Consider the following 16,632-nt stretch of genomic DNA (forward strand, 5'->3'; position numbering starts at 1 on the left):
TGGTCGGGCCGGTGGTATGTCAGCCATGAACGTGCGCGACTGGCAGGACATTCTCTCCGACGTCACGACGTCGGGTGCGGACGCGGGCGGCTGGCGCGCGGTCGCGGGCAACCGGGCCTCCGGCATCGGCGAGGACATGTACCTCGGCCACCCCTCGGCGGGCGTCTACCAGCTCAAGACCTACGCCAAGAACCCCTTCGAGGTCCGCGGCGTCGGCACCCGCGTGGCCCGCCGGATCGACGACGACCTCGACTCGCTCTTCCCGAAGAAGGACGCGGGCCGCTTCGGCGTCCAGTCCCCGATGACCGACGAGAACGAGGCGACCGAGGCCGCTCGCGACCTCGAGAGCGTGCTCGAAGCTCACTCCGACGCGCCGACGACCCCAGGAGATCTCTTCGAGGACGTGATGGGCGCGCTCGACAGCCCCGCCTACGGCCCGATGGAACACGATTCCTACGGGCGACCCGACGGCCTCGACGACCTCTCGGGGGAGTTCGAAGAAGCCGAACGCCTCCTCAACACCGAACTCGACGAGCTCGTGGACGCCGACGAGACCAACCGCGGCTTTCAGTAACCCCACCGAAACCCGCCCAATGACCGCCGAATCCACTATCGAAGCCTACTACGATACCCTCCGCACTGGCGACCCGCTCCCGCCCTTCTTCGACCTCGACGAGTCGACCGTCAAGTTCGGCATCGGCGAACGGCTCGTGGGCGAGGAGATCGAGGAGGGACTCCGCGAACAGACCCGTACGACCCGCGAGTGGACCGTCGAGAGCCACGCGCTCCGCGTCACCGAACGCGACGACACCGCGTGGTTCTCGGACCAAGTCCGAATGGCGTGGATCGACGACGAGGACGAGCGTCACGACCACGAGACGCGCTGGAGCGGCACGCTCGTACGTCGCGGCCCGGACGAAGCGGAGGGGATCGACGCCGACTGGCGCTTCGTCGGGATGCACGTCAGCGTGCCCGGTGAAGCCTGATGGTCGGGCCCGTCTCCCGCGAGGAGCGCCTCAGCGTCTCCCGGCGGCTCAAGATCGGGTTCGTGCTCCTCGTCGGGGCCTCGGCCGGCCTCATCACGTTTCAGGGCGAGCCGACGCTCCCCGTGGTCGCGGTCGCGGTGCTGTTCGGGCTGGTCGTCGGAGCACTCCTCGTCGTGTTCGCCTTCCCGAAGGGGTTCGCCTTCCGGGATTAGGCCACTCGCGCGAGCCACTCCGCGGGCGCGTCGAGTTCGGCGTCGCTCGGCAGGTTCTCGGGTCGGTCCCAGACGAGGCTCGCGGTCTCGAGCCCGCGTTCGTCCGCCACCGTCTCGAAGAAGGCCTTCCCGCGTTCGTACTGTCGGCGTTTCATCCCCATCCCGAGGAATCGGCGCACGAGCTGTGAGATCGGTCCCTTCCCGCCCCGACGCGCGTCGACTTTCCGTCGAAGGTCCGCGTACTCGTCGTCGAACGCCCGGTCCATCAGGAGTTCGGCGTAGCCCTCGACCGCGGTCATCGCGGCGTTCACCTCCCGAAAGGCCTCGCGGTCGATGCTGCCCTCGCCGAGCGCCGCGACGCTGCGCTCCATCCGGGCTTCGAGGTGGCCCGAGAGCCACGGCGCGGCCCCGAACTCGGCGGCGTGGGTCACCTCGTGGAAGGCGATCCACCGGCGGAAGCGCTCCTCGGAGACGTCGAGTTCGTCGGCGACCCGGACGATGTTGGGGTGGACGAAGTAGAGCGCGTGGTCCTCCGCCGGGGCGTCAGCGAGGAGGAGGGGGTCGTACTGGCCGAGGACGTTGTTCGCGAGGAAGGAGAGCGCGACCGTCATCGAGCCGGTGTTGAGAACGCGTGCGACCCCGAGGTCCGGTGCGAAGCTCCGGGTCTCGGTTTCGAGGGTGCCCATCACGCGCTCGAACGTCGCGATGTTGGCGTCGATCCAGTGGTAGCGGTTCTGGACTTCCACCACGTCCGGGAGGTCGAACTCGACGGCCGAGACCTCCTGAATACGGGTTCTGGCGTCGCGCACGTCGCGCGCGTAGCCCGACCGGGTCGCCGACGAGAGCGAGAGGTCGCCGGGCTCGGTGGCCGAGCGCGCCGCCCGGGTGACGGCGTTCCAGTCGATCAGGCCCTCACCCGAGGCCTCGGCGACCGCCCGTACGCTGTCGTAGAGGTTCACGGCTCATCGAGGCCCCGACGAACCAAAGCGTTTCGCCCTACAGCTCTTCGAACTCGTTCTCGATGTCGTCGTCGCCGAGGTACCACCACGCGGCCAGCGCGAGGAGGCCGACCACGACCAACAGCAGGAAGGTCCGACCGATGCCACGGCCACCCGAGTCGTCGGCTTCGTCGTAGTCGGGTTCGTCTTCGACCTCGGTGTCGGGGTCGATCTCGACTACTGCGCTGCCGGTCTCGGTCTCCGTCTCGGTTTCGCTTTCCTCGTCCTCACCGATCTGGACCGTGTCGCCGCCGTCGGCGGTCGCCGAGTCCGTCTCGTCGTCCCCGAACGGGAGCGGGTCCTCGGAGCCCCCGAAGCCGAGCCGGTCGCGGAGCACCTCGCCGATGTCGGAGTTGAGTTCGAGTTCGCTCTCGAACTCGTTGTTGTCGGCGTGGAGATGGAGTTCGACCAGCGTCAGTTTGTCTGCCATACCGGCCATCTGTGGGCCGGCATCTTATCCGTTTTGGGCTTGCGTGCGCGATGGGAATCCGAGGCGTTCGGGCCGTCCGATTTCGAGCGGTTCATGGCCACCGACCCGGTAGACGGCGGGTGAACGAGACCCAGCGGACGTTCCTCGACGATCTGCTCGAAACCCCGACTCCGTCAGGCTTCGAAACCCGTGGTCAGCGTGTCTGGCTCGACTACGTCGGCGAGTTCGCCGACCAGGTCTCCACCGACGACTACGGCAACGCGGTCGCGGTCCACGAGGGGAGCGACGACGCGCCGACGGTCGCGCTCACCGGCCACGCCGACGAGATCGGGTTCGTGGTTCGGGACATCGACGGCGAGGGATTCCTCCGATTGGGCTCCATCGGCGGCGCGGACAAGACCGTCTCGCGCGGCCAGCACGTCACCGTCCACACCGACGACGGCCCCGTCGCGGGCGTCATCGGCCAGGCCGCGATCCACCTCCGCGACGAACACGAGGTCGCCGACATCGAGGACCTCCACGTCGACATCGGGGTCGAGAGCGAGGAAGCGGCCCGCGACCTCGTCACCATCGGCGACCCGCTGACGGTCTCGACGACGCTCGAACCTCTCCAGGGGACGCGACTCGCCGCCCGCGGGATGGACAACCGGGTCGGCACGTGGGCCGCCGCCGAGGGGCTCCGACGGGCCTGCGAGGCCGACGTCGAGGCGACCGTCTACGCCGTGAGCACCGTCCAGGAGGAGGTCGGCCTCCAGGGCGCGAAGATGGTCGGCTTCGACCTCGCACCCGACGCGGCCATCGTGATGGACGTCACCCACGCCACCGACGAACCCGCGACACCCGGCAACCGCTCCAACGGCGTCGAACTCGGGGCCGGCCCGGCCATCGCCCGCGGCGGCGCGAATCATCCCATCCTCGTCGAGAAACTGCGCGCGGCTGCCGACGAGGCCGAGATCGACGTGCAGCTCCAGGCCACCGGCTCCCGGACGGGCACCGACGCCGACGCGATCTTCACCCAGCGCGGCGGCATCCCCTCGCTCAACGTCGGCATCCCGAACCGCTACATGCACACCCCGGTCGAAGTAGTCGACACCGACGACCTCGATTCAGTCGTCGACCTGCTCGGCGCGTTTTCAGAATCTGTGGGTGCGGACGAGTGCTTCGCCGTCGAGATCTGAACCAACGCCGCTTGCCCGCGTTTTCGTCTACGAGTTGACTCAGCGAGCTATCGAGCCACTGGCAGAAATGTTTAAGCGAACCCTTCGAGATGCACTGAACATGAATGGAAGAAAATACGTCGGCCGTGTCGCTCGGCTGATCGCTGTCGGCCTCTGTGTTCTCGGGATCGTCATCGCCGGCTGGGCCACGTACACCACGGCTCAGTCGACACCGTATCTCGTGCAGGTCGACGACGTGACGACGTCGTCGTCCGAGCCGGCGATAGCCTATCGCGACCTCTCGTCATCACAGCAGGCGATCTTCGACCGGATGACGACGGACCCCGCTGGGCCGGCCACCGGTCAGGCAACCCACGTCGAAGGCACCTCACTGGCGTTCTTCGCAAACAGCGCGGTTCGATATCGGGGTGAAATGTACACGTTCGATATTCAGTACGACCCGGGTTCGCCGGGGCCGCTGTTCGTCGGGTTCGGTGTGCTGGTCGCGCTCGTCGGCGGCTGCTCGTTGCTCCTGCTGTGGTATCGGGGTCGGCGACGGGAGGCGACTGCGGACCCGCTCGCTGCCTGATGTGTTGTTTTGGTCGAACAGCTGATTCGCTACTACGATTGATTTGCCGACTCGTTTACGGCAACGTCCGATGCAAACGAGAGACCGCACAGCACCGCCCCGCACTGCCCACACACCTCCCCAGCCGACTGCGCTTCTCGTTCGCTCGGCTCACGGCTCACTTCGTTCGCCGTTCGCGACCGAGGTTCTCCTTTCAGTCGAACCTCGCGCCGCTCACTCCGGTGCTCATCCCTCGCACAGTGTCCACGACCGGCCCTCACTGTCGTTCGGACCGGTCGTGAGCGCGCGCCACCGCAGCCAAATATGCGAAGATCGCGGGACGGTGACCCTCGTCGTCGACCCGAAACGGTCGCGAACGGTCGGTACGTTTAAGAAGCGAACCCGGCGAGTGGGGGCCATGAGTGGACGACCCCTCGACGTGCTGGAGGCGACGCTCGGTGACCGCGTCACCGTCCGGCTGAAGGACGGCGCGGCCTACGCCGGCGAACTCGGCGGCTACGACCAGCACATGAACGTGGTGCTCGACCCCGCGGAGGAGGACCCCGAGAACGACGCAGCGACCGAGACGGTCGAGAGCACAACGATTATCCGGGGCGACAACGTCGTGTCGATAACACCATGACGGGCTCAGGAACACCGAGTCAGGGGAAGAAGAACAAGACGGTGCACGTGAAGTGCCGGCGGTGCGGCGAGGCCTCCTACCACAAGACCAAGAAGGTCTGCGCGTCGTGCGGGTTCGGGAAATCCGCCAAACGACGCGACTACGCGTGGCAGGAGAAGGCCGGCGAGTAGATGCACGAGAAGTGCGGCGTCGTCGGCGTCTCCCTCGCCGACCGAGCCGCCGCGCGCCCGCTTTACTACGCGCTCTACGCCCTCCAGCACCGCGGCCAGGAGTCGGCGGGGATCATCACCCACGACGGCTTCCAACAGCACTCCCACGTCGAGATGGGGCTCGTCGGCGACGCCTTCGACCCCGCGGACATCGAGAGTCTCAACGGCTCGAACGGCATCGGCCACGTTCGCTACCCCACCGCAGGCAGCGTCGACAGCTCCTGCGCCCAACCCTTCGCCGTCTCGTTCAAGAGCGGTTCGCTCGGTCTCTCGCACAACGGAAATCTCGTGAACGCCGACGCGCTCCGCGACGAACTCGCCGGGCTCGGCCACGCCTTTACTTCCGACGGCGACACCGAGGTCATCGCCCACGACCTCGCGCGGAACCTCCTCGACTCCGGGCTCGTCGAAGCCGTCGAACGAACCATGGGCAAGATACACGGCTCCTACTCGTTGACCGTGATGCACGACGATCGGGTCTTGGGCCTCCGCGACCCACAGGGCAATCGTCCGCTCTGTCTCGGCGAGCTCGAGGACGGCTACGTGCTCGCCTCCGAGAGCGCCGCCATCGACGCGCTCGACGGGGAGCTCATCCGCGACGTCAAACCCGGCGAACTCGTCGTCCTCGAACCCGACGGCTCGGGCTACAGCACGTATCAGCTCACGGAACTCGACAACACCGCCCACTGCTTCTTCGAACACGTCTACTTCGCCCGGCCCGACTCGACCATCGACGGGGAGCTCGTCTACGAGGTCCGACGCGAACTCGGCCGGAAGCTCTGGGCCGAGAACGGCATCGACACCGACGTGGTGATGCCGGTGCCCGACTCGGGCCGGGCGTTCGCCTCGGGCTACGCCGAGGCTGCGAACGAGAACGAGGGTAGCGTCGAGTTCGCGGAGGGGCTGATGAAGAACCGGTACGTCGGCCGGACGTTCATCATGCCGACCCAGGACGAGCGCGAGCGCGCCGTTCGGCTGAAGCTCAACCCGATCAAGTCCACGGTCGAGGACAAGACGGTGACGCTGATCGACGACTCGATCGTCCGGGGAACGACCTCGACCCAGCTCGTCGAACTCCTCCGGGACGTGGGCGCGTCGGAGGTCCACCTCCGGATCGGCTCGCCCGCCATCACCGCCCCGTGTTACATGGGGATCGACATGGCGACCCGCGAGGAGCTCATCGCGGCCGATCGAACCGTCGAGGAGGTCAGAAACGAGATCGACGCCGACAGCCTCGCGTATCTCTCGCCAGGGGCGATCGCCGACGCGCTCGACACGCAGCGGAACGACCTCTGTATGGGCTGCATTACTGGGGAATACCCCTACGACATCGACGGCGAGCCGACGGATCGGTCGGTGCGCCAACCCGTTATCGCCGACGACTGACTGCGCTTTTCAGTAGACGTCGTTCAGGAACCCTCTGAGTGCCTCGTTGACCGCGTCGGGGTTTTCGAGGTTCGAGGAGTGCCCGGCTTCCGGGATCAGTTCCTGGCGGGCGTCGGGGAGCGCGTCGAGCATCGGTTCGGTGCGTTCGGGGGCTATCGAGGCGTCCTCCTCGCCGTGGATCGAGAGGACGGGAACGTCGATACCCGAGAGCTTCGGCGTGAAGTCCGGCTGGTTCAGCCACGAGTGCATCTCGTGGTAGAACCCTTCGGCTGGGTAGGTCCGCCACCGGTCGACCCAGCGATCGGGGAGGGCGGGGTTCTCCGCGCGTGTGGTCTCGCCGAAGAGCCCGTCCCGCGCGACCGTGACGCCGGGCTCCGTGAATTTCCCTTCCGCGCGAGCCTGCTCGGCGAGCTGGCCGTACTGCTCGCGTTCGACCTCGGTGTACGCCTCGGCCATCGAGTCGATGAGGACCAGTCCGTCGAGCCGCTCGGGGTAGCGCTCGGCGAAACGCAGCGCCATGAACCCGCCCATCGACATCCCGCAGAGCACGACCGTGTCGAGTTCGAGCCCGTCACAGAGCGCGTCGACGTCGTCCGCGAGGTCGTAGAGGTCGTAGGAGCTCGCGTACTGGTCCGTCCGCGCCCGGAGGTCGTAGGCCACCGTCCGAAAGTCGTCGGCGAGCGCCTCGACCTGCGGGTCGAACATCGTCCGGTCCATCAGGGTACCGTGGGCGAACACGACGGCCGGACCGTCACCGCGGTCGGTCACCACCGTCTCCGGTCGAACTCGATACCGTTCGGTCGCTGTGTCCGACGTAGTATTCGACACGATCGATGTTCGGGGTGTATCGACTTATACTCCCCCGTGGCGGCGGTGAGCGCCGAGATCACCGGCTCGACAGATCGGTTTCCGGAAGAACTGGAAACCCGGCACCGCCGCTTATGTCGGTGGGCGTGAACACCAGCAACATGATCCGGGACGCCCGCGTGCTCCAAGACGAGTTCCTCCCGCGCGAGGTGGGCCATCGCGACCAAGAGATGAACGCCCTCACCCGCGCGCTCGACCCCGTGACGCGCAACGAACCCGCCGAGACCGCGTTCCTGTTCGGGCCCTCGGGGACGGGCAAGACCTGTCTCGCCCGGTTCGCGCTCGCCCGCCTCCGCGAAGTGGTGCTCGACCTCAACTACCAGTACGTCAACTGCTGGCAGGATTACACCCGATTCCGGGCGCTCTATCGCATCCTCGAAGCCATCGGTTCGACGGCGGACATCCACCGCCAGTCGACGCCGACGGATGCCCTCCTCGAACGGCTCGAAGCCTACGACGGGCCGGAGTTCGTGGTGATCCTCGACGAGGTCGACCAGCTGCAGGACCACGACCTCCTCTACGACCTCTATCGCACCGTCGGCGTCTCGATGGTCCTGATCGCGAACAGCGAGGAGGAACTGTTCGCACGGCTCGACAGCCGGCTGGTCTCGCGCCTCCACGCCTCGACCCGGATCCGCTTCGAGAAGTACGAACTCGACGAGCTGGTCTCGATCCTCCACGACCGGGTTCGGTGGGGGCTCGACGTGGAGGTCCCCCGCGACCGGCTGGTGACCATCGCCGACGCCGCGGCCGGCGACGCCCGCGTCGCGATCGGGATCCTCCGGAGCGCCGCGCGGCAGGCCGAGAGAGTGGAGAAGGACGGGATCGGGATGGAGACGATCCGAACGGCGATCCCGGCGGGCCGAACCGAGGTCAGACAACGAAACGTCGAGCAGCTCACGCCACACCAGCGCGCGCTCTACGAGATCGTCCACGACCGCGAAACGGTCACCCCTGGCGAGCTCTACGAGGCGTATCGCGAGCGGGTCGAGGAACCCCGCTCCAACCGGACCGTCAGAAATCACCTCTCGAAGCTCGCCCACTACAACCTGATCGAAAAACGGGGTGAGGGACGCGGTCGAACGTACCATCGCCCGGAGTAGCGCTTCTGGCACTCCCGGAAAGCCGTCCCGCTCGCTTACGACGGTCCGTCGGGATCGCTTCACTGGAGGCAACATCGATGATCGGGGATCTCGCGTTCTGTCCGAAGACCGGTGCACGACTCTCAGAGGAACGGTACTATCGCGCGGACGGCCCGCCACTCAGGGTACCCGTCGACGACGAGTACGTCTCGGCCGAGGAGATAGACGGCGAACTCACCGCGGGGGCCGTCTGTTCGTCCCGCCGGGCGCTCCTCACCCACTTCCGGCGCACCCACCAGTACTACCACCGGCCGGACGACGAGCTCTATCGGACGGTCGCGCTCCGGCTCCGCGACCTGAAACGCACCGCGAGCGGACCACACTCGCCGGACATGGTGGTCTGGCTCGCGCTCCACGACCACCTCGACACCACGGGGATCGACGCCGACTGGATGCTGGGCCACGTCGAGTTCCGGTGTCCACACTGCCACGGTCGGCTGAAGTACCACCAGCACGACCCCGAAACCATCCACGCCGTGTGCGCGACGAACTGCACCGACGACAACGCCGACCGCCTCGCCGAGATCGAGCGCCTCGCGAGCGAACTCGCTCGTGACGCCCTCGACCGAACGGACGTCGAGGAGGGTCCCGGTTCCCGAACGACGGCGCGGGACGCGCTCACCGAACCGCTCGGGTAGCCGCCGCCGGCGACGCGCCGCCCCCGCTCCGGTCGAGGTGCGAGGAGAGCCGTACCCAGCAGCACGGCGGAACTTTCGGCATTAAATCGTTACTTCTCGACATCTCGCGCCTGAATTCCAGTTAGATGATTGATTTCGAGATTTCTGCAATATTCTCTCGTTGTCTGCCAATTTTGAAAGCAAACAGGTGATTATCGGAGTTCTCCAGTAGAGACAGAGACATTAGGCCGGAAGTGATGCGCGGTGGTCGGTCTGTGGAGAGTGTCAGCGACCGACGGTCGATCCAGCTCTTTTACCGTCTCGTTGTCGTCATTCAGATGAATCCCGTCTCTCCGATCCGTTGGTCGAGCGAGCCTCTCCCGATCGGGCGTGTAAAGACTTATTTCTGATTTCGAGTCGAGCCGAGCCGACTGGGTTCGTACCCGCGGACGGCTACCGGTCGGCCGGTTCGAGGATCGCGTTCCGTGCCGCGGGCGTGAGGTTCGAGGAGACGGCGTGGTCGGCGAACTCGTCGAGCACGAACTTCGAGGCGGTCTCGTTGACGCCCTCGACGGCGACGATCCGGTCGATGAGGTCGTTGAGCTGGTCGCGGCTCTGGACGCGGCTGACGACCACGAAATCGACGTCGCCCATCGTGTAGTAGACGTGTTCGACCCCGTCGAGCGCGACCAGCGACTCCCCGATCGCCTCGGAGTAGCCGGTCTCGTGGGTCACCATGACGTCCGTGACGGCGGTCATCTCTAGCCCCAGCGCGAGGGGGTCGACGTCGGCGGTCACCCCGCGGATGACGCCGTTGGCTTCGAGTTTGTTGAGGCGATAGTGGACCGCCGACTTCGAGAGGCCGAGTTCGTCGGCGATGGTTTCGAGGCTGACGTCGAAATCCGCCTCGACCTGTTCGAGCAGCGCGAGGTCGGTCTCGTCGAGCGCCGCGGCCGCGTCCTGTGAACTGTTCATACCGTCGGATGGGGGCGCGAGGGTATGAACCTCCGGGCTGGCGATGGCGCGGCCGTCAGTCGTCCATCGCGTCGTCCGAGACGTCGAGCCCGGCGTCGAGCGCGTCGATGGCCTCGTCGACCTCGCGCTCGGTGATCGGGAGTGGCGGCGCGACGATCAGGGTGTTGATCATGTTCGCGACGTAGGTCCCGTGGTCGGCCGCGGTCGCCGACACCTCGTCGACCACGGTCGTGCCGGTCGAGATCTTGTCCTTTCGCTCGCCGAAGGGGACCCGCTCGTCGGCACGCTTGGTGAGCTCGATCCCTCGGAAGAGGCCGACCCCGCGTGTCTCGCCAACGCTCGGGTGGCGCTCGCCGAGCTCTTCGATCCGCTCGCCGAGGTAGTCGCCGACCTCGCTGGCGTGCTCGATCAGGTTCTCCTCTCGGTAGGTCTCGACCGCGGCCGTCCCCGCCGCGACCGCGACCGGGTGGCCGGCGTAGGTGTGGCCGTGACAGAACAGTTCGTCCTCGAAGTGGTCGGCGATCTCCGAGGTGACGATCGTCGCCCCGAGGGGTTGGTAGGCTCCCGTCAACCCTTTCGCCATCGTCATGATGTCGGGTGTCACGCCGAAGACGTCACAGCCGAACCACTCACCCGTGCGCCCGAACCCGCTCATCACCTCGTCGCAGATCAGGAGCGCGCCGTGGTCGTGGGCGATCTCCTTCAGTCTCGGGAGGTACTCGTCCGGCGGCACCAGGATGCCGTTCGAGCCGACGATGGGTTCGACGAGAACGGCGGCGACGGTGTCGTCTTCGAGCATCAGCATCTCGTCGATGTACTCTAGACTCTCCATCGGGTCGAGCGTCGAGCCGTAGGCGTAGGGGTCGGGTGCCTTGATGGTGCCCGGAACACCGGGTTCCGAAGCGAGCCGTCGCGGGTCGCCGGTGACGCTGATCGAACCGTGGGTCGCGCCGTGGTAGGACCGGTAGCGCGAGATCACTTTCTGTTTGCCGGTGTAGAGCCGGGCGATCTTGAGCGCGGCCTCGACCGCCTCGGTCCCGCTGGTCGAGAAGAAGGTCTTCGAGAGATCCCCTGGAGTGATCTCGGCGAGCTGTTCGCCGAGTTTCGCGCGTGCGTCGGTGGTGTAGCTCGGCGCGACGAACGGCACGTCGCGGACCTGTTCGGCGACCGCGTCGGCGACCCGGTCGGCCGAGTGACCGAGGTTCGAGCACATCAGCTGGCTCGAGAAGTCGATGTACTCGGTGCCGTCGGCGGTCGTGAAGCGGACGCCGTCCGCCTCGACGACCTGGGTGGGGTCGACCTCGGACTGGTAGGACCACGTCCCGAAGACGTGTTCCTTGTCGGTTCGCTCGACCGCGTTGGCCCCGATGGGTGACTCGGGTTCGCTCATACGCCACCCTCTACGGAACTACCCGTGATTAGTCTTTGGCTCGTTCGGCGATCGACTGAACGAACGACGATTTCTGGGAGAACAGTAAAACAGGAGTCGATGGATTCGGGGCTCGAACGAACGCTGTCGGAAAGGTTTATGTCGAGGTGGACACACTCACGCACATCGCATGACGCTCGATACCACCCCGCCGTGGGACGACGTACCGAACTACATCGACGGCGACTGGACCGCGCCATCCGAGGAGGGTCGCGAGGTCGTCAATCCTGCAACCAACGAGACGGTCTCGACGGTCGGCTTCAGTTCGGCGGCCGACGTCGACGAGGCCGTCGCGGCCGGCGAAGCGGCGTTCGAGACGTGGCGGAAGACGCCCGTCGAGGAGCGGATCCAGCCGCTGTTCAAGCTCAAGACCCTGCTGGAGGACCACCACGACGAACTCGCGGAAGTGCTGGTTCAAGAGCACGGCAAGACGCTCGGCGAGGCCAAGGGCGAGCTCCGCCGCGGGATCGAGAACGTCGAGGTCGCCTGCGGGATCCCCTCGATGATGCAGGCGGGCCACCTCCCGAACGCCGCGCCCGGCATCGACGAGACCGCGGTCCGCAAACCGCTCGGCGTCTTCGCGGCGATCACCCCGTTCAACTTCCCGGGGATGATCCCGCTCTGGTTCCTGCCCTACGCCGTGGCGACCGGCAACTCGTTCATCCTCAAACCCAGCGAACAGGACCCGGTAGTCGCCCAGCGCCTGTTCGAACTCCTCGACGAGGCGGGCTTTCCCGATGGCGTCGTCCAGCTCGTCAACGGCGGCGTCGACACCGTGAACGAGCTCCTCGACCACGACGGGATCGAGGGGGTCTCGTTCGTCGGCTCGACGCCCGTCGCGCGCACCATCTACGAGCGGGCGGCGGCGAACGGCAAGCGCGCGCAGGCCCAGGGCGGCGCGAAGAACCACATCATCGTGGCCGAGTCGGCCGACCTCGACTTCGCGGCGAAAAAGACCATCTCGTCGGCGTTCGCCTGCGGCGGCGAACGGTGCCTCGCGAACGACGTCGTCGTGGTCGACGAGTCGGTCTACGACGAGTTCACCGAGCGCGTCGTCGCGGAGGCCGAGGACCAGGTCGTCGGTTACGGCCTCGACGACGGCACGGACATCGGCGCGCTGATCAGCCCCGAACACGAGGAACGCGTTCGGGAGATGATCGCGACGGGGGTCGACGAGGGGGCCGACCTCCTGCTTGACGGTCGCGACGTCGAGGTCGAAGGATACCCCGATGGCAACTTCCTCGGGCCGACCGTCTTCGGTGACGTCGACCCCGACGCGACCATCGCGCGCGAGGAGATCTTCGGGCCGGTGTTGGGACTCCTCCCGGTGGCCGACATCGACGAGGCGATCGAGGTCCTCAATCGGAGTGCCTTCGGCAACGCCGCGAGCCTCTTCACGGGGAGCGGGGCCGACGCCCGCAAAGCTCGCCACGAGGCCGACGTCGGCAACCTCGGTGTGAACGCCGGCACCGCCGCCCCGATGGCCTTCTTCCACTTCGGCGGCCGGAAGGACTCCTTCTTCGGCGACCTCCACGCCCAGGGTGACGACATGATCCGCTTCTACACCGACGAGACGGTCTACATCGAGCGCTGGCCCGACGCCTGAGCGCGGACGGGAACGATTCGCGTTCCACCCTCCCCGATCCGGCCAGCGTTTCGGGGGAGGATACAAACGAAATCCAAATTTCTCGGTTCTTGACGAACGTTTAGCGAGAGATTCGGTGGATCGGTAGACATATTACGAACGAAACGAGTCGTGTGACCGTATGACACTCGACGAGTTCGCGGTGACGTTCAAGGGTGACGTCTCGCCGGAACGAACGGTGGCGCTCGCGGGGCTCGCGGAGGACGCGGGGTTCGACTACGGCTGGTTCTACGACTCCCACGTCCTCTGGAAGGACCCCTACCCGCAGATGGCACAGTTGCTCGAAAACACGGACCGGATAAAGACGGGAACGCTGGTCACCAACCCCAAAGTACGGGACGTCTCGGTGACCGCCAGCGCGTTCGCGGGGCTGAACCAGCTCTCGGGCGGCCGGGCGGAGCTCGGCATCGGGCGTGGCGACAGCTCGCTGCGAATGCTCGGCGAACAGCCGGTGCCGTGGCACGAGTTCGAGACACAGGTGGACTACATCCGCGACCTCCACCGAGGCGAGCCGATCGAACACCCGAACACCGGCAACGAGATCGAGCTGACCTGGACCGACACCGAGCTCGTGACGTGGGTTGCGGCCTACGGCCCGAGGATGCTCGAACTCGCCGGCAAGACCGCCGACGGCGTGATCCTCCAGATCTCCGATCCCTACCTCGTGGGCTGGTTCGTCGACCAGATCCGCGAGGGCGCGCGCAAACACGGCCGCGACCCCGAGGAGATCCGGATCATGTCGTGTGCGCCGGTCTGGGTGGGCGAGGACGTAGACGAGGCGCGCGACAGGCTCCGCTGGTTCCTCGCGATGGTCGGCAACCACGTCGCCGACCTCGTCGACACACATCACAAGGGCGACCAGCTCCCCGAGGAGCTGACGACCTACATCGAGGGCCGGAAGGGCGAGGGCGCGGAGGGTGGCTACGATTACTCGGAACACGCCGAACAGGACGCCGACCACCTCGACTGGATCCCGGACCAGATGATCGACCGCTTCTGCGTGCTCGGCACGCCCGAAGACCACATCGAGAAGCTCGAAGAGCTCGAAGCACGAGGCGTGGACCAGTTCAACATCTACCTCATGTCCGGCGAGGAGGCCAGACACGTCGAGACCTACGGGAGAGAGGTACTGCCGGCGTTCACCGACGGCAAGGAGTACGCCGACGCGGGGATCGAATCGTGACGCACGGCTGGGTTCGCCCGAACGGGGATCACAACCCAAAAGAATAAGTCGGTCTCAAAACAGCCACTATCATCGCATGAACGACCGACAACCGACCAGCGAACGAGGGGACAGGGTGGAAAAGCTCCATGTCTGAAGGGGATAGTACGACGAACACCGATATCGAGTCGGGGATGGTGATATACGGGGTCGACGACAAGCCCCCGCTGGGGCGGTCGATACTCCTCGGCGTCCAACACTGGATGACGATGATCGGCTCGACGATCGCGATTCCACTGGTTCTCGCGGGGGCGCTCGGGTTCGACGCGGCCCAGACCGCCCAGCTCGTGGGGACCTTCTTCGTCGTCTCGGGCGTCGCCACGCTCGCCCAGACCACGATCGGGAACCGCTACCCGATCGTGCAAGGGGGGACCTTCTCGATGCTCGGGCCGGCGCTCGCGATCATCGGCGTGCTCGCGGCGAGCAACGCACCGCCGGAGGTGATGATACGCCAGCTCCAGGGCGCGGTGATCGTCGCCGGGCTCGCCGAGGTGGCGATCGGCTACTTCGGGGTGTTCGGCCGGCTGAAGAAGTACATGGGTCCGATCGTGATCGCGGTCGTGATCGGCCTCATCGGGCTCGCACTCCTCAGCGTGGGCCAGATCACGTCCGCGAACCAGAACTGGTACCTCGCGGGGCTGACGCTCGCACTGATCGTGCTCTTCTCGCAGTATCTGAACAACTACGCCGAGGTGTTCAAACTCTTCCCCGTGTTGCTCGGGCTCGGAACGGCCTACCTGATCGCGCTCGTGGTCACGCTCGCGGGCGTGGCGAACGTCGTCGACCTGAGTCCGGTCGCGGCCGCGCCACCGATCCGCGCGATCGTGCCCTTCCAGTGGGGCATGCCGCTGTTCACCGGGTCGTTCGTCGTCGGGATGCTCGCCGGGATGTTGGCCTCCGCGATCGAGAGCTTCGGGGACTACCACTCCGTCGCGCGGATGGCCGGCGAGGGCGCACCCAACAAGAAGCGGATCAACCACGGCCTCGGGATGGAGGGGCTCGGCAACGTCTTCGCGGGGATCATGGGCACCGGCAACGGCTCGACCTCCTACACCGAGAACGTCGGCGCGATCGGGATCACGGGTGTCGCCTCCCGGTACGTCGTCCAGATCGGCGCGCTCGTGATGATCGTCGTCGGCTACGTCGGCTACTTCGGGGCGTTCGTGACCACGATCCCGGACCCGATCGTCGGCGGGCTCTTCCTCGCGATGTTCGCCCAGATCGTCGGCGTGGGGCTCTCACAGCTCCAGCACGTCGACATGAACCAGAATCGGAACGTGTTCGTCGTTGGCTTCGGGCTGTTCGCGGGGCTCTCGATCCCCCAATACATCGCGAACGTCGAGGCCGCCTCGGGCGTGACACTTCAGGCCGGCCTCGCGAACGTGCCGCTGCTGGGTCCGGTGCTCGGGATCCCGGAGGTCGCGAACACCATCGGGATCGTGCTCGGAACCGAGATCGCGGTCGGCGGGATCGCGGCGTTCGTCCTCGACAACACGATCCCCGGCACCAAGGAGGAGCGCGGCCTCACCGCCTGGGAGGAGATCACCGAGGACGAGAACGCCTTCGAACCCGCCCACGAGCGGTTCCTTTCGAACCGGGGCAGCGGAACGGGTGACGACTGATGGCGCAGGCAGGCGACGCGACCGGGGTCGCCGAACCGGGCCAACAGTCACCGGACTCCACCGACCAGGACGAGGTCGCCATCACGCGGACTTCGCTCCGGAACGGTGGCTGGCTGGGCTACGGGAACGACGGTCTCTACGTGAAGCGCGACGGAAAGGTGAAGATCCGCGACGAGGACATCACACGGATCACGCTCCGAGCGATCGAGTGGGACCTCGTCGTGATGAGCCTCCTGCTCGTCGGCGTCGGTGGCTACGTCGCGGCGACCCGGAACCCGCTCGTCGGGGTCGGTTTCGCGGTCGCCGGGCTGTTGAGTCTCTATCGAACCTATCGAAAGCGGTACGCGCTCTCGGTCCACGTCGGGAACGACGGGCCACTCACGGTGTATCCAACCCACCCGAAGCGGTGTCACGAACGGCTCGCCGACCGGATCGAGTGAGGGGTTCCGGGAGGACGAGTCGGTGAAAGCGACCGATGACGTGGTTTTCGACGGCATCGAACGGGGAACGGAGCCCGAAGCCGT

At 66.4% G+C, this 16,632-nt stretch carries 19 protein-coding genes; 14 read left to right on the top strand and 5 right to left on the bottom strand.

Annotation, left to right across the window (positions count from 1 at the left end):
* Window positions 1-25: 25 nt before the first annotated feature.
* From GT355_RS10550 to GT355_RS10560, 3 genes are read left to right on the top strand one after another with little or no spacing between them, the layout of a single operon-like run.
* Entirely contained in the window at window positions 26-574 is a 549-nt protein-coding gene (locus GT355_RS10550; protein ID WP_160134604.1) for a hypothetical protein, read from the top strand.
* 19 nt (window positions 575-593) lie between these two features.
* A complete protein-coding gene (locus GT355_RS10555; protein WP_160134605.1) occupies window positions 594-986 on the top strand; it encodes a nuclear transport factor 2 family protein in 393 nt (130 codons plus the stop codon).
* Window positions 986-1,198, top strand: a complete 213-nt coding sequence (locus tag GT355_RS10560; protein ID WP_160134606.1) for a hypothetical protein — start codon at window positions 986-988, stop codon at window positions 1,196-1,198. Before GT355_RS10555 ends, GT355_RS10560 begins: the two co-directional genes overlap by 1 nt.
* Here the strand turns inward: GT355_RS10560 and GT355_RS10565 are convergent.
* Together GT355_RS10565 and GT355_RS10570 are read right to left on the bottom strand one after the other, a co-directional pair.
* On the bottom strand, window positions 1,195-2,157 hold the full coding sequence (locus GT355_RS10565) for a zinc-dependent metalloprotease (RefSeq protein WP_160134607.1): 963 nt from the start codon (window positions 2,155-2,157) through the stop codon (window positions 1,195-1,197). The genes GT355_RS10560 and GT355_RS10565 overlap by 4 nt on opposite strands.
* A 37-nt stretch (window positions 2,158-2,194) precedes the next feature.
* Window positions 2,195-2,626: a hypothetical protein gene (locus GT355_RS10570; protein WP_160134608.1), complete on the bottom strand. Its 432-nt coding sequence runs from the start codon at window positions 2,624-2,626 to the stop codon at window positions 2,195-2,197.
* Window positions 2,627-2,745: 119 nt separating this feature from the next.
* Between GT355_RS10570 and GT355_RS10575 the strand changes: the two genes are divergently transcribed.
* The 5 genes from GT355_RS10575 (at window position 2,746) to purF (ending at window position 6,589) form a co-directional block, all read left to right on the top strand.
* Window positions 2,746-3,804, top strand: coding sequence for a zinc-binding metallopeptidase family protein (locus GT355_RS10575; RefSeq protein WP_160134609.1), 1,059 nt, complete (start codon window positions 2,746-2,748; stop codon window positions 3,802-3,804).
* A 100-nt stretch (window positions 3,805-3,904) separates the two neighbouring features.
* Window positions 3,905-4,372, top strand: coding sequence for a DUF7979 domain-containing protein (locus GT355_RS10580; RefSeq protein WP_160134610.1), 468 nt, complete (start codon window positions 3,905-3,907; stop codon window positions 4,370-4,372).
* 397 nt (window positions 4,373-4,769) lie between these two features.
* Window positions 4,770-4,994, top strand: a complete 225-nt coding sequence (locus tag GT355_RS10585) for an LSM domain-containing protein (RefSeq protein ID WP_120072389.1) — start codon at window positions 4,770-4,772, stop codon at window positions 4,992-4,994.
* Window positions 4,991-5,164, top strand: coding sequence for a 50S ribosomal protein L37e (locus tag GT355_RS10590; RefSeq protein WP_005044428.1), 174 nt, complete (start codon window positions 4,991-4,993; stop codon window positions 5,162-5,164). Before GT355_RS10585 ends, GT355_RS10590 begins: the two co-directional genes overlap by 4 nt.
* Window positions 5,165-6,589, top strand: a complete 1,425-nt coding sequence (gene purF / locus GT355_RS10595) for an amidophosphoribosyltransferase (RefSeq protein ID WP_160134611.1) — start codon at window positions 5,165-5,167, stop codon at window positions 6,587-6,589.
* Between the two features lie 9 nt (window positions 6,590-6,598).
* On the opposite strand, the gene GT355_RS10600 is transcribed toward purF, so the two are convergent.
* Window positions 6,599-7,417: an alpha/beta fold hydrolase gene (locus GT355_RS10600; RefSeq protein ID WP_160134612.1), complete on the bottom strand. Its 819-nt coding sequence runs from the start codon at window positions 7,415-7,417 to the stop codon at window positions 6,599-6,601.
* A gap of 140 nt (window positions 7,418-7,557) precedes the next feature.
* Here GT355_RS10600 and GT355_RS10605 point away from each other — a divergent pair, with 140 nt between their 5' ends.
* Together GT355_RS10605 and GT355_RS10610 are read left to right on the top strand one after the other, a co-directional pair.
* Window positions 7,558-8,559, top strand: a complete 1,002-nt coding sequence (locus GT355_RS10605; RefSeq protein WP_240145775.1) for a Cdc6/Cdc18 family protein — start codon at window positions 7,558-7,560, stop codon at window positions 8,557-8,559.
* Between the two features lie 77 nt (window positions 8,560-8,636).
* Entirely contained in the window at window positions 8,637-9,236 is a 600-nt protein-coding gene (locus GT355_RS10610; RefSeq protein ID WP_160134614.1) for a hypothetical protein, read from the top strand.
* A 432-nt stretch (window positions 9,237-9,668) separates the two neighbouring features.
* On the opposite strand, the gene GT355_RS10615 is transcribed toward GT355_RS10610, so the two are convergent.
* Both GT355_RS10615 and GT355_RS10620 read right to left on the bottom strand, forming a co-directional pair.
* The gene (locus tag GT355_RS10615; RefSeq protein ID WP_160134615.1) at window positions 9,669-10,190 is read right to left on the bottom strand and encodes an Lrp/AsnC family transcriptional regulator; all 522 of its coding nucleotides are present in this window, start codon (window positions 10,188-10,190) and stop codon (window positions 9,669-9,671) included.
* A gap of 55 nt (window positions 10,191-10,245) precedes the next feature.
* Window positions 10,246-11,580 carry an aminotransferase family protein gene (locus GT355_RS10620; RefSeq protein ID WP_160134616.1) on the bottom strand — a complete coding sequence of 445 codons (1,335 nt, stop codon included), beginning with the start codon at window positions 11,578-11,580 and terminating at the stop codon, window positions 10,246-10,248.
* Between the two features lie 169 nt (window positions 11,581-11,749).
* On the opposite strand from GT355_RS10620, the gene GT355_RS10625 reads away from it, so the two are divergent.
* The 4 genes from GT355_RS10625 (at window position 11,750) to GT355_RS10640 (ending at window position 16,548) form a co-directional block, all read left to right on the top strand.
* Entirely contained in the window at window positions 11,750-13,225 is a 1,476-nt protein-coding gene (locus GT355_RS10625) for a CoA-acylating methylmalonate-semialdehyde dehydrogenase (RefSeq protein ID WP_160134617.1), read from the top strand.
* Between the two features lie 160 nt (window positions 13,226-13,385).
* Complete coding sequence (locus GT355_RS10630; protein WP_160134618.1) at window positions 13,386-14,447, top strand: TIGR03842 family LLM class F420-dependent oxidoreductase; 1,062 nt, start codon at window positions 13,386-13,388, stop codon at window positions 14,445-14,447.
* Window positions 14,448-14,575: 128 nt separating this feature from the next.
* Window positions 14,576-16,108, top strand: a complete 1,533-nt coding sequence (locus GT355_RS10635; protein ID WP_192928004.1) for a uracil-xanthine permease family protein — start codon at window positions 14,576-14,578, stop codon at window positions 16,106-16,108.
* Entirely contained in the window at window positions 16,108-16,548 is a 441-nt protein-coding gene (locus GT355_RS10640) for a hypothetical protein (protein WP_160134619.1), read from the top strand. The genes GT355_RS10635 and GT355_RS10640 overlap by 1 nt, the downstream gene beginning before the upstream one ends.
* Window positions 16,549-16,632 lie beyond the last annotated feature (84 nt).

It is taken from the genome of Halococcus salsus (assembly GCF_009900715.1).
Classification (GTDB): Archaea; Halobacteriota; Halobacteria; order Halobacteriales; family Halococcaceae; genus Halococcus; species Halococcus salsus.

Bases quoted from the DNA above. Each gene is read 5' to 3' on its own strand.
- GT355_RS10615 (WP_160134615.1), bottom strand. From the start codon at position 10,190: ATGAACAGTTCACAGGACGCGGCCGCGGCGCTCGACGAGACCGACCTC.
- GT355_RS10585 (WP_120072389.1), top strand. From the start codon at position 4,770: ATGAGTGGACGACCCCTCGACGTGCTGGAGGCGACGCTCGGTGACCGC.
- GT355_RS10550 (WP_160134604.1), top strand. From the start codon at position 26: ATGAACGTGCGCGACTGGCAGGACATTCTCTCCGACGTCACGACGTCG.
- GT355_RS10625 (WP_160134617.1), top strand. From the start codon at position 11,750: ATGACGCTCGATACCACCCCGCCGTGGGACGACGTACCGAACTACATC.
- GT355_RS10580 (WP_160134610.1), top strand. From the start codon at position 3,905: ATGAATGGAAGAAAATACGTCGGCCGTGTCGCTCGGCTGATCGCTGTC.
- GT355_RS10555 (WP_160134605.1), top strand. From the start codon at position 594: ATGACCGCCGAATCCACTATCGAAGCCTACTACGATACCCTCCGCACT.
- purF (WP_160134611.1), top strand. From the start codon at position 5,165: ATGCACGAGAAGTGCGGCGTCGTCGGCGTCTCCCTCGCCGACCGAGCC.
- GT355_RS10605 (WP_240145775.1), top strand. From the start codon at position 7,558: ATGATCCGGGACGCCCGCGTGCTCCAAGACGAGTTCCTCCCGCGCGAG.
- GT355_RS10630 (WP_160134618.1), top strand. From the start codon at position 13,386: ATGACACTCGACGAGTTCGCGGTGACGTTCAAGGGTGACGTCTCGCCG.
- GT355_RS10635 (WP_192928004.1), top strand. From the start codon at position 14,576: ATGTCTGAAGGGGATAGTACGACGAACACCGATATCGAGTCGGGGATG.
- GT355_RS10570 (WP_160134608.1), bottom strand. From the start codon at position 2,626: ATGGCAGACAAACTGACGCTGGTCGAACTCCATCTCCACGCCGACAAC.
- GT355_RS10610 (WP_160134614.1), top strand. From the start codon at position 8,637: ATGATCGGGGATCTCGCGTTCTGTCCGAAGACCGGTGCACGACTCTCA.
- GT355_RS10590 (WP_005044428.1), top strand. From the start codon at position 4,991: ATGACGGGCTCAGGAACACCGAGTCAGGGGAAGAAGAACAAGACGGTG.
- GT355_RS10560 (WP_160134606.1), top strand. From the start codon at position 986: ATGGTCGGGCCCGTCTCCCGCGAGGAGCGCCTCAGCGTCTCCCGGCGG.
- GT355_RS10620 (WP_160134616.1), bottom strand. From the start codon at position 11,580: ATGAGCGAACCCGAGTCACCCATCGGGGCCAACGCGGTCGAGCGAACC.
- GT355_RS10640 (WP_160134619.1), top strand. From the start codon at position 16,108: ATGGCGCAGGCAGGCGACGCGACCGGGGTCGCCGAACCGGGCCAACAG.